Below are 13781 nucleotides of genomic sequence, written 5' to 3' on the forward strand. Positions count from 1 at the left end.
GCGAGTTCGATTACTTAGCGGCCGGCGAGACCGAAACGAGCACGATTGACTACACCATCTCTGATGGTAACGGTGGAACCTCAACCGCGAGTATCACGGTAACGATTACGGGCACCAACGATGCGCCTGTAGCCGTTAACGACGCACAAACCTTTGATGAAGACACGGTTGCGACGGGCAATGTGCTGAGTAATGACAGTGATGTAGATGATGGTGCTGTGCTGACGGTAACGGAGTTCATCGTTGACGGTACCACATACGCGGTTGCGGAAAATACTCCGGGAACAGCTGATATGCCCGGTATTGGCGTATTAGAAATTGAGTCCGATGGTAGCTATACCTTCACTCCAGCTGCAGATTATGACGGCGTCATTCCTGTTGTGAGTTACACCGTAAGTGATGGTTCGTTGACTGATACAGGTACGTTGACGTTAGATATCACCTCAGTTGATGACTCGCTTAGCTTTAATAATTTAGACAATGGCGCGGTGCTTGGTACGGATGGCACTGTGACAGAAGTTGATTTGGCTGCAGGTAATAATCCTGGCGGCACAGGTGAGACCGTAGCGGGCAGCTTTGATATATCTGCACCTGACGGCATTAGCAGTTTAACTGTGGGGGCGACAGTATTAACGTTGGCGCAATTGACCAATGCAGGTACGACACCGCTTGTCATTAATACGACATACGGGGAGTTAACGATTAATGGTTTCACCGATAATTCCGCTACTCGGTTAGGTACAGCTGAATTAGATTACAGCTATACATTAACAAGCCCTGCGGATCATTCGACGGGCGATGTTAATGAAGTCATTGCTTTACTATTAACCGATAGTGATGGTGATACTCAAGCAGGGAGCTTAGCGATCAAGGTTATTGATGATGCACCTATCATTGGTGCAGCGCCGGCGGTAACAACGATTGACGAACAATACCTTGCTACTGGTAGTAACCCAATTCCTGCCAACACCAGTGCGTCGGAAAACTTAGCGGTCGATTTTGGTGCCGACGAGGCAGGTTCACTTACGTTCACTGCAGACCAAGCTGCTTTACAGGCATTGCTAACGGCTAGCGGCAATTCGGACATCGACTTTAACGTTAGCGGGAATACATTAACAGCAACTCGCAATGCAGGTGCGGAACCGGTCTTTACCGTGACTCTCGCCATAAATGGTTCAGGTCAAGCTAACTACACCTTCGAACTTCAGGGTTCGATGAAACACATTATTAATGATACTCATGAGCTAACCTTTGGTTATCAGGCTACTGATAATGATGGTGATGCTGCGGTTGGTAGCTTTGCCGTTAATGTCGTTGATGATGCCATAGTCGCTAGCGATCAAGATCCTGTCGACGTGCTCGAAGGCACTGCTGCAATTGGCTTCGATGGCAGCAACTGGAGCGTAGGGACATCTAATTTGCTGAGCAGTGGTGCTGATGGTAATGAAGTTCATCAAGTGCGTTATAACGACAGCACTGGAACGCCACAGACCATTACGCTTGGTGGTAGTAATCAAACCGTTGCCACTCAATACGGTAGTTTAACTGTTAATGCAGATGGCACATGGTCGTATACGCCAAATGCCAGCATTACCCATACTAATGGCACGGCTCTGTCTGATTTATTCAGCTACACCATGAAAGATGGGGACGGTGATATCAGTGGCTGGGCAGATCAACCGATTAATGTGACAGACAGTGAGCCTGTTGCTATTGATGACGCAGCTGCAAGTGCAGTAGAAGGGGCAGGAGTAGATGCACTAGATGGCAATGTAATTACCAACGATACGGCCTCGTCTGACGCCACACCGACGACTATCTATGATTTTGTCTACTCCGATGCAGCGGGAGATTCTCAAACGCATCTTTTTGTATTGGGCGTAGATGAGGTCACGTATGCCACACCTACCGGGGATTTAACGGTAAATAACGATGGTAATTGGACCTTCACTCCTAACGCCAGTTTTGACCATGACGCTTCATCAGCTACGGGCAGCTTCAGCTATCGCTTAGTGGATGATGATGGCAGCGTTTCTAATTCCGCTACGCAATCCATTGTGATTACCGATACTGATCCAACGCTAGATAACACTGTTGTGATAAGTATTGATGAAAAAGATATCAATATTTTAGGTAGTGATGGAGATGTTGTTGATAACGTAGTCAGCGATATTGATCTCAATATTGCCAAAAGCCAAGACAATATTAGTGATGTTGTATTTAACGCGGCAACCATCACCCAGCTTGTTAGCCAAGGGCTTAGTTCCGGTGGTACAGGTTTAGTCGCAGCAAACTATTCTATCAGTAACGACGGGCATACCCTTACAGCAACAGCCGGTGGAAACACCGTGTTTGTGCTGCAGTTAAATCATACTGGTGATGCCACTGGTGATACGCAAAGCATCACAATGACGCTAAGCCAGCCGTTGGATCATGCCAATGCGAGCGGCACAAATAACCTAGCTATTACCGTGGGCTATGCCGTATCGGATATTGACTCTACCGTTAGCAGCTCATTAACGATCAACGTAAGGGATGACATCCCCACCGTCGGCGCGAGCGAAGCCGAAGTCACGTTGGCTGAAGGCGGTATTACCGTAGGTACCGGCAGTGGTGGTGAAAATCTCCTCGCCAATGATACCCAAGGTGCTGACGGTGCACGCGTGCATACGGTTACCTACAACAATGCGAGTGGCGTCGAAACAACAACCGCGGCTATCGCTGATGGTGGCAGTACCGGCGCGTTAACCACTCAATACGGTAGTCTCACCGTAAACAGTGATGGCACTTGGTCTTACACTAGCGCGGCAGCATCAACCACGATAACATCGGTGGATCATTTAACAGATGGTTTAAGTGAGCAAGATAACTTTAGCTACAACATCATCGACGCAGATGGTGACGTCAGTGCAAGCCCAGCTACGCAAGAAATTAAAGTAACAGATACCGGTCCAGCGATCGGTACTCCGGCTATAAACTCAGGCGTTGATGAAGCGAACTTGGCAACGGGTTCTGATCCTGTGCCGGGTGACTTAATCGTTAGCGGATCATTGGCTGTGACTAAAGCGGCCGATAGTATTAATACGACGTTTACCGAAGCGACCAAGACAGCTCTAGAAGGTCAGAGTTTGGAGTCTGGTGGTGTTGCTGTTCAGTATGTACTTTCTGATGATCAAACGCTGATCGCTTATAGCGGTGCAGGGCGTACTGAAGCAGACAAAGTATTTACGGTTGTTATTAATAATCCAACTGCTGATACCGCCAGCTACCAATTTACCTTGCAAGGCACACTAGATCACCCTGATGCAACCATTGATCTAGATTTTGGATTTAGTGTAACAGACAGTGATGGTGATAGTGATACGGATGCATTCCGCGTAACGGTAACCGATGACGTACCAACTGCTGTAGCCCAAGCCGCGGTCGATGTGCCTGAAGGAGTGGAATCCGTTGGCTCAGCCAGTGGTGGTGTAAATCTTATTACCGGTGGTACAGCCGACACTCAAGGAGCGGATGGCGCAGAAATCCATCAAATCGAATACATTAATGACCTCGATGTTGTGACAGTGGCAACGCTTAATAGCGCAACTACGGGAGAATTGGATACCAAGTACGGCAAACTAACAGTTAATCCTGATGGCACGTGGAGCTACATCAGCGACGCGGCGGTGACTCATGTTGGTGGAGCAGATCAGAGTGACCAGTTCCGCTACAACCTAATTGATGGCGATGGCGATGTTAGTAACTGGGCAGCTCAGCCATTGAATGTGACTGATACTACGCCAGTTGCGGCGGATGATGCCTCCGTTACTACAACTGAGGGAGCCGCCTTACTTTCCGGCAACTTAATCGGAAACGATACAGCTTCAGCAGATGGCACGCCTACCATCCATGACTTTACTTACACCGATGCGGCGGGTGACTCTCAAACCTTTGAATTCCTCCCATTAGTCTTGACTCAACTGGTTATTACGCCGACTGGTGCGTTAACTGTGAATACGGATGGCAGTTGGAACTTTGTTCCTGACGATAGCTATGAGCACGACGCTACGGGTTCATCAAACGCAGGTAGCTTTGGTTACCGCTTGATAGATGATGATGGCAGTATTTCTAATACCGCTAATCAACCGATTGTTATTACCGATACCAGTCCAACCTTGGATAATACGGTTACGCTGGCTATTGATGAAGAAAATATAAATGGCTCGGGTAGTGCCGGTGCGGTTGTGGATAACGAAGTTACAACGGTGCTTAACATTACTAAAGATCAAGACGAAATTAGTGATGTTGTGTTTAATACCGCAACCATTACCCAGCTTGTTGGCCAAGGGCTTAGCAGTGGCGGTGTAGATTTACTGGCCGGTAATTTTGCCCTTACCAATGACGGGCATACGTTAACGGCAACAGCTGGCGGCAACACTGTGTTTGTGTTGCAGCTAATAAATACGGGTGATGTATCTGGCGCTTCGCAAAGTATCACCATGACGTTAGGTCAGCCGTTAGACCATGTGTCGGCGACAGGTGAAAATAATCTCGCTATTCTAGTGGGCTATGCCGTATCGGATATCGACTCTACCGTTAGCAGCTCACTGACGATCAATGTGACCGATGATATTCCTGTAGCACCGGTAGATGACACGGATGTAACAGTTGTTGAAAGTGGCGTAGCGGTTGGTTCAGCCAACACGGGCGACAACTTACTAAATAACGATACGCTAGGTGCTGATGGCGGATACGTGTACGACATCAGTTACACCAATCGTGCGGGAGTCGCAGAGGCTAATGTTGCTGTGCCCGAAGCTGGTCTAACGGTAGACACACAGTATGGCGAACTGACTGTGCAGCAAGACGGTACTTGGAGTTACACACCAATTGCTTCCGCGGACCATGTTCAGCCGGGCAATGACACAACGTTAAATGACGACTTCAGTTATCGTGTGATTGACAATGATGGCGACATTAACGCTGACGCTGCTACGCAAACTATTACGGTGACCGATACCGTTCCAACGATTGATACACCAGAAAATGCCTCTGTGGACGAAGAGCACTTGCCGACAGGTGCTGATCCGACGCCGCTTAGCTTGACAAAGACTGGTTCTCTAGATGTAACGACGGCAGCGGATAGTGTTGATACCACGTTCACAGCCGCCACCACCACTGCGTTGGGCTTGTTGAATCTAACCTCTGGCGGTGAACCGCTTGGTTACGCATTAAGCAGTGGCGACCATGTATTAACGGCTACCGCTAATGGCGTTACCATATTTACGGTCACTATCACTAATCCAACAGCGGCCACGGCTGCGTACAGCTTTACGTTAAGTGGCACCTTGGATCATAAAATGGTCGCTGACATCGATTTACCATTTAGTTTTACGGTAACCGACAGTGACGGCGATACTGCTACCGACTCTTTTACTGTTACGGTAGCTGACGATATACCAGAATTAAATCAGTCTATTGAGACGAATGAGGATGTCGCCCATACCTTTAATACCTCGGCAGATGCTGATGACGCTAATACCACGGTTCCGGCCGCAGGTCTGGGTGCGCCGGCATACGGGGTAGTTACGGTCAATGCCGATGGCACCATTACCTACACGCCAAACTCACACTATAGCGGTACAGACTCGTTTACTTATACCACCACTGAAAGCGGCGGTGTGCCTAGCACGACTACCGTGGCTGTTACCGTTAACCCGGTAGCTGACCGTCCAACTCTGACACGTGATAGTGCCACAATAACAACGAATGAAGACGAAGCTATCGCATTAGGTTTAAATGCTCCGATAGTGGTCGATAGTACTGATCAGAATGCCGGTGACCCAGGAGATAACCCTGAGTTGTTAGGACTAATCACATTAAGCGGTCTACCTGATGGCTTGGCGATACTAGATGGTACGAACGGTGACGCGGTGCTATATACGTCTACGGGCGCTAATATAACGATAGAGCTGAGTGACGGTAGTCACCATAGTGATGTTAGCGGGGCAACACTAACTATGACCACAGCGCAGTTTGAAGCCTTGAAGCTATTACCGCCTAGCGATAGTCATAGTAACTTCACGGTAACGAGTGGTGTCAGAAGCTATGAAGTTGATGTTACAGGGGTGCCTCTTGTGGGTGTTGCTGCATCGGCTAATAGAAGCACTAGTGTGAATGTGCAGGTACAAGCGGTAACTGATCCGATTACATTAACGTTAGTGGATGGCGTTGCCGTGACAGACCCAGATGCTGATGCCGCGCACCACACCATTGAAGAGGATACGTCGTTTAATCTTAAGGACTTACTCACGGCAAACTTTGATGACCTGGATGGTAGCGAAGCGCGGTCAATTGACGTTACTGGTTTACCTGTCGGTACTGTGATTAACGGCACAACGATAACTGCGCTTGCTCAGGTTGTTACTATTAATGCGCCGAATTTAAGCACGTCTGTTACCGGATTCCCAAATATTAATATCACACCACCGCCAAACTTTAGTGGTGACATTAATAACATCAGTATCACTCTAAATGCACAGGACCAAGACAGTGATGGTATTGGCGCTGGCGCTACGACGGGTGCAATAGAGGTAAGTAGCGTCACACTAAATCTGCATGTCACACCTGTAGCGGATGCTGTAACTAAGACGGACGTGGCAACATTAGAAGATACACCGGTTGAGTTTTTAGACAGCATTACACTCACCGATATCGACGGTAGCGAAAGCATTACCGCCATTGTTGTTAAAGCGTTAGCGACTGGATGGGTGATTTTAGATGCCGACGATAATGTGGTGTTCACTGGGAATGGCACGGCAGATCATACGGTGTTACAAGCGGATGTGGATGATGACAGTTTCCGTGATTACACCGTAAAACCACCTGCTCATAGCAGTGCTGATGACACCATAACCGTTGAAGTAACCACTACTGACGGCACAACGGTTAACGGTGTAGCTGCTACAGACAGCGTAGTAACTTCGTTGGATATCGACGTCACAGTCACCGCGGTCGCCGAGCAATTAATGACTGATAGCGATGGCGATACGGTAAATGACCTGACCATGAACAATAGCCATGGATATACCGTTGTCGCTACGGAAGATATTTGGTTCGATATGAGCCAAGAGAATGCGTTGGATGGCTGGAATAACCAGGATAACGACGGCAGTGAAGAAACCTTTGCGTTGTTTACACCAACCTTGACCGATGGCAGTGGTGCTGCCGTTAATGCTAACGGTGCACAGTTCCAGTACGACAATGGCACAACGGTTGTGACCCAAACCTATAGCGGCACAGCGATTAAAATACCCGCAGAATTTATTAGTACGGTGCAGTTTAAAGCGCCAAACCATTTCTCGGGCAACTTCTCAATTACTGTTTCGGCAGAAACCGTTGATACCGACCCTGATACGGGCCTTGAATCAACGTGGACTGGCGGAGCTGCGACCTTAACGGGCACGGTTAACCCAGTAGCGGATGATGTAAGGTTGTCGGTAACAGGACGGGCCAGAGGTGATGAAGACACGGATATTTCGTTGTCTATTCGTCCAACAAGTTCAGACACCGACTCGTCAGAAACCTTTACAGTTACCTTGTCGGGAATCCCAGCGGATACCGTACTGATCTATGACGGTGCAGAATTAATACTCGTTGATGATGGTTCTGGTAATGGCACCTTTGGTGTAACAATCGAAGAGTTTGATCGCACTGCACCAATGACAATCCGCCCAGCTGAAAACAGTAATGTTGACTTTAGTATTGGTGTGTCTGCGGTGTCTGTTGATGAATTGGGTGCGGTGACCAGTACGTCAGGCCCTGAGGTTAAGAGTATTGACGTCATTATTAAAGGGGTGGCGGATCAAGCGACATTAACCACGGCTGAGCCGGTGTTTACCGAAGCTGCGGCAGATGCTGCTGATCCGGGTTTCGAAGGGTTTGGTAGCGTTTCGCTGAATCAAGTGATTACTGGTGCCGTACTGACCGATAGCGATGGGTCGGAAAAATTAACGCTAAGTATCAGCGGATTGGACCCACAGTTGAGTCTCATTGGTGGTGCCTTTATTGGTGGTACCGGCACGGGTAGAACGTGGTTGCTTACCGAAGATCAGCTCGCGACGGCAAAAGTGTTGCTGCCAACTAACTTCAGTGGAACCGTTACCGCTACTGTTGTTGCCATTACGACTGAAAATGACGGTAACTCACTATCTAGTGCGGCTGTTGATCTCGAATTTACAGTCACGCAAAGCATAGACGAAGCCATTAAGGCGAGTACCGATACCCTACAGGAAGACACCTTGGGTAAAGTGGACTTTAGTTTGGTGGTGCCAGGTGACGGCGATGACCGCATTGTTGATGCTGATGAGTATCTGTCGTCAATATGGATTGATACGGTCGATGCCGATACCGCTAATTACACATTGTATTTCGGGATGGCTGGTAAGACCTTGGCGCAAGCAGTGACCGATGGCGAAGCGGGCATCGTACTAGATGGTACTGAGTATAAAATTACGGGTGCCGCTATTGATAATATTTATGCGCAAGGCGCGGCGAACGCACATGGCAGCTTTGCTTTTGATGTGGGCTACGAAATTACCGACCTATCTTCCGATGGGACACTAGTGGCAGTATCTGAACGCACAGATACCACACACGCACTGAATATTGCTGCGGTTACCGATGCAGCAACATTAGTGATTAACAGCATAATCTCTGACCCCGCTGGTGCCGCAACAATTACTGATACCACTGCAGTACATGCAACTGAGAATACCGAGCTAACGGTTAACGTTACATTGAGTAAAGACCTTGATGCCAATGCAGGTAATACCAGCGATTACGACGGTAGTGAGGTAATAAGCGAAATATATGTTGATGGTGTACCGGCCGGTGTGACGGTTGTCGATGCGGTCTATATTGGCAACATTCCAGGTGACCCCAATACAGGACGTTGGCTATTAACAGGGGGAGCAACAGGTACAAGTCTCAACGGTAGCGCAGCCACCTTTGATATTAAGCTTGGCCTCACCGGTACGGCAGCCAATTTGAGCGATTTGAATGATTCACTCTCCTTTAATGTGGTAACTCAAGATGCTAGTGCTAGTGAACTTGTGGCATCGGATAGTTTTACACTCACAACACCCTCTGATTTTGATGATACTAATGCTCAAAACGACCAGCCTGCGGTGATCGCCACTTGGGAGGATGACCCTGTTTTCAATGCGACGGAAGACGTCGCATTTAGTTTGGATGATGCTCTAAATGGAGAGATAACAGGTAGTAGTGATTTTGCGATTACTATTACAGGGTTTCCTGCAGGCACAAATGTGTCGGGTATGACGTTAACGACTGCGAATGGCGTAGACACCTGGACTGTATCTGGCTCCGGTAGTGACGCAGATTTGCAGGCACTGCTCGCGACCATACAAGTGAACTTGCCGGAAAATTGGAATGATAACAATAAGGTAGCGGGCTTTGAGTTTGAAACAACCTTAACTACGTACGCACAGAGCGGTGCGCGTGAAGATAGTACGGAGACGGTAAATCAACCTGTCACGCCGGTAACCGATTCTTCCATCATTACTATTAGCAATACCGAAAATTCAGCAGAAGATTCAGCAGTGGTTTTCACCGTAGATATTGATAATGCTGCCGATGGCGCGTTTAGTAATGTTGTTGATGGCAAGCTATATCTGCAGCTGACTGAAAGCGGTATGAGTGGCGGTACGTTGTCCTATGAAGGCGCTCCACTAGCACTGCAGGAAATTAATGGTGTCGAAGGCGTGTTAGATGGCTACTACTATGTAGCAAATATCGGGACAGATGCCGGTAATGGTGATGGGACTAGTGTCGCGTTGACATATCAACCGCCAGAACACCAAACCGGCACGGTTGAGTTGGAGGCTTGGGCGCCAACCCAAGAGACGGGTGCATCGAATATTGCGAGCAGTACAACTCCGGCAGCGGCTGATTATGGTGAAGGTATCACTGCGATATACCCAGTGAATGATGGATTTAACCTGGTTGCAAATGATGTTAATGGCGATGAAGACACCTTAATTGAGCTGGATGTGTCTGGTACTGGTCTCATTGATACGGACGGTTCTGAAACCATTAGCTCGGTGCTCTTAACGGGCTTACCCGCAGGCTATCTCGTTTATACTGGGGCGACAGAAGGTGCCGCGGTTTTGGCCGATAACGCGGGGACGGATGGCTGGTCTATTCCTGTCAGTGCGGGCCAATTACCGGCCTTTATCGGTGTGCGACCGCCGCTGAATGTTAGCGGTGCTACAATTGCTTTAACACTAACAGCGTTGACAGGAGAGATGGCGCTCCTTGACGTTGAATCTTCAAGTGTTGGTTTTGATCTTACTGTTGACCCCGTCGCAGATGGCTTGAGTATTAGCCCTGAAAATTCAACTGGCGTAGAGGGTGATGTCATTACCATTGATGTTAATCCATCTTTAATAGATATAGACGAGTTGGTGACTCTACAGTTCTCTGGATTAGGTGAATACGCAGCGTTCTATGCGGAGGGCAATCTCTTAACTGCCCAAGTAAGTTACGATGATTTAAATGACACCTACACCTTGAATGATTTAACGCAAGCACAGTTGGGTGATCTTGGATTTGTTCAGGAAGCGGGTAGCTATACGGTCAATGTAAGTGCTCAAACGGTTGACGGTGCTGATGTCAGTGCGGCTGCTACAGACAGTTTTACCGCGACCGTAGAGCCGGTAACGCCTTCTGCAGGGAACGATACGTTGTTGTTCAGTGGACTCGCTATTGACGCTGGCGATGGTGACGATACGATTCAATTGCGCTTTAGCGAAGATGTCTCTACGAATGATCTGGCGTCTAATCTTAGCAATATTGAAGTTGTTGATATTGGTATTGATGGCAGTAATAGCATTGGTGATGCAGCAGACGGTTTAAGTATTCAAGATGTTTTAGATATGACCGATGCGCGCGACACGCTAAACATTGAGGGTGACGCCAATGATGCCGTATTCATTAGCGACAACTGGACAAATTCTGGTCCCAGTGGTGATGGTTATACGGTGTATACGAGTATTGAAGGGGCAACATTGAATATCTCTGAACAGATAACAAATGTTCAACTTGTGATTGATTAATAACGTTGGGGCGGCCGTAATGAAATGGCTGCTCCAAATTCTAGGTATTTTTCAATTTACTGATAAAGTTGTATTAGCGATATTCTCGTAAAGTCGGTTTGATTTGAAAGTGAAAAGTACCGAGTGAGGTCTGTCTGGACTTCCCTCGGCTAATATAGACACTGAGTGTGCCAATTTAGGGCTGCTGAAAATGCCTTCGGACTAACGCTACCGAGGTGGCTGTGCCGGATATCCTGATAGTGTAGATGTGATCTAGAGTCAGTGTTGGAGTCAAATTAAAAAACTAAAAATTCAGCACAATTATGCCTGCTTAGTACTGGTATCCATTGCGGCATTATTAGAGGAACGTAATATAATTCGTAGGCTAGAAGTTAAGGGCTGCGTAAACTTTTGAATTAAGCGTGATAGCCAGTGTATTTAGGTATAGTACGTTATTAGAAGTACCGATGTGGAGTAGTTGGGGAGGTCGTAATGTTGAATGCGTTTTTATCAATTGGATTAGTCGTAGCGGCATTATCTATCCCGCTTGTTTTTTACTGGAAAGCTGACGAGATAGCGAGGTTTTTGCGTCGATTTGGTGTCTAGGGCTATTTCTACTTCTAATGCTGTTTTATAGCATGGGGCCGCGAGCTGGTACTAAAGTTGATAGTAATTTTATTCAATGGGCTTGCTGTAGCGTTTTACTAATTCTTGGCGAAGGTCGTCAGCATTGACCTCGCCATTAATTATTTTTGTCATATTAGAACGGATTTCTGCGGATGCGGGAAATCGGTCAATGGCCATGGAGCCAACGGCTTGAACCACACAGAATTCGGTTGTCGAAGTCAGTTTTTTTCATGGACCAAGTATAAGTCGATACGCGGATTATCTCCAACAGCGTAAAATATGTTGAGCGTCTGATAATTGAGCAGTGTTTTTGTTTTATAACATGTTGATTTTTAGGGTATAGCATGCAAAGAAGTGAAAGTTTTGATTCTAATGCGCGCCTTGCAAAGTTGCGTGACGCGGCTATTGATATGATGTGTGGCAATGAGTCCGCTGCTCTGAGCTGGCTCAGAGAGCCGAAAGAAGTATTTGGTGGTGAATCTCCACTTGCCCATGCGGCGACCGAATGTGGTGCTAGAGACGTAGAAGATTTGATAGGTAGAATCCATCGTGGTGTTTTTAGTTAACATTTAAAATTTATCGACCTTAAACTGTCAGATATTTTTGGGCAGATAGAGGTGTTACAGGATCAGAAAAAGGAGTTTAGTTTGCAAAGCTCAGATCTGAACTTTGCAAATAAGGAGGCAGAGGTAAAAATTAATTAAGTATCGTAAGTGAGTTTTTCTAAAGAAAGTCATCCTTGTTAATTAATCCACATTTCAATTGTAGAAGTCCAGATCTGATCTGACACATCTTCTTGAAAAAGAGAGAGTTACCCGTTTTGATAAAGGTGTCGAATCTTAAATCAAAACAAAAAGGTAACACTCATGCTTCATACTAACAATCCAATTATTAAACACAAGGCAGGGCTACTGAATTTAGCAGAGGAGCTCGGCAACGTATCGAAGGCCTGCAAAGTCATGGGCGTGTCGAGGGATACGTTCTACAGGTATCAGGAATTAGTCGAAGAAGGTGGTATCGACAACCTAATAAGCAAAAGCCGTCGAGCCCCAAATACTAAAAACCGGGTCGATGACATCACTGAGCAAGCGGTTATTGCTTACGCCATTGAACAGCCTTCCCATGGTCAGCACAGAACGAGTAACGAGCTGCGCAAGATGGGTGTTTTCGTGTCTGGTAGCGGTGTCCGGTCTATCTGGCTACGGAAGAATCTAGAGAACTTTAAGAAGCGCCTAAAGGCCCTAGAGCACAGCGTGGCGACCGATGGCATTATTCTCAGCGATGCTCAAATTGCTGCGCTAGAGAAAAAGAAGCACGATGATGAGGCCTGCGGTGAAATAGAAACGCATCACCCAGGTTATCTTGTAAGCGTCCGGCAAATCCACATTGCTACGGCCGCCAATTATGCGGCAGTAGTTCGCTGATCTTTGACGCCCGCTGAGTCGGCAATCTTTCCATTACATCTTTCAAGTAGGCTTGCGGGTTCAGGCCATTTATCTTCGCGGACTGGATTAGCGTCATAATATTCGCCGCGCGCTGGCCGCTGCGCAGTGAGCCTGCAAACAACCAGTTCGAACGGCCAAGTGCCCAGGGCCGAATTTGATTCTCAACCCAGTTATTGTCGATGGGCACGGCGCCGTCATCCAAGTAACGCGTGAGCGCATCCCAGCGTTTCAAGCTGTATTGGATCGCTTTGGCCGTCGCGCTGCCATCGGGTACCTGCTGCCGCTTTCCGATCAGCCAGTGGTGTAACTGATCGATAATCGGTTTGGATTGCTCTTGTCGTTGCTGCCTTCGCTGTTCAGGGGTTAGTTCAACCAGTTCCCGCTCGATGAGATAGAGCTGCTTAATATAGTCCAGCGCCTGCTCAGCAATCTGGCTTTTGTTGGCTACGTGCAGGGTTGTCTGGCGTCAACTATCTTGGCCGGTCGGCGACAACTATGATGGCCGGTTAGGTGGTTTCTCTTTTCACTTCTGATTTAGTCTTTTCAACATATTGTTGCTTACGATAACTTTCGCCCTCAAGTTCAATGATGGTGGCATGATGAATCAAGC

3 protein-coding genes and 2 pseudogenes are annotated in these 13781 nt (G+C 47.6%); 3 read left to right on the forward strand and 2 right to left on the reverse strand.

Annotated elements, in window-relative coordinates:
* On the forward strand, nucleotides 1–11120 hold an 11120-nt coding region (locus O9X78_RS19810; RefSeq protein WP_269621446.1), incomplete at its 5' end, for a beta strand repeat-containing protein.
* Between the two features lie 654 nt (nucleotides 11121–11774).
* Here the strand turns inward: O9X78_RS19810 and O9X78_RS19815 are convergent.
* Nucleotides 11775–11924 carry a hypothetical protein gene (locus O9X78_RS19815; protein ID WP_269621447.1) on the reverse strand — a complete coding sequence of 50 codons (150 nt, stop codon included), beginning with the start codon at nucleotides 11922–11924 and terminating at the stop codon, nucleotides 11775–11777.
* 146 nt (nucleotides 11925–12070) lie between these two features.
* Between O9X78_RS19815 and O9X78_RS19820 the strand changes: the two genes are divergently transcribed.
* Nucleotides 12071–12292, forward strand: coding sequence for an MbcA/ParS/Xre antitoxin family protein (locus O9X78_RS19820; RefSeq protein ID WP_269621448.1), 222 nt, complete (start codon nucleotides 12071–12073; stop codon nucleotides 12290–12292).
* 300 nt (nucleotides 12293–12592) lie between these two features.
* A pseudogene (locus O9X78_RS19825) lies at nucleotides 12593–13096 on the forward strand (helix-turn-helix domain-containing protein); the annotation flags it as partial.
* 19 nt (nucleotides 13097–13115) lie between these two features.
* Here O9X78_RS19825 and O9X78_RS19830 read toward each other — a convergent pair.
* Nucleotides 13116–13625 (reverse strand): annotated as a pseudogene (locus tag O9X78_RS19830) (IS66 family transposase); the annotation flags it as partial.
* Between the last annotated feature and the right edge of the window lie 156 nt (nucleotides 13626–13781).

Origin of the sequence: Zhongshania aquatica (assembly GCF_027257955.1) — a bacterium.
GTDB classification, from domain to species: domain Bacteria; phylum Pseudomonadota; class Gammaproteobacteria; order Pseudomonadales; family Spongiibacteraceae; genus Spongiibacter; species Spongiibacter aquatica.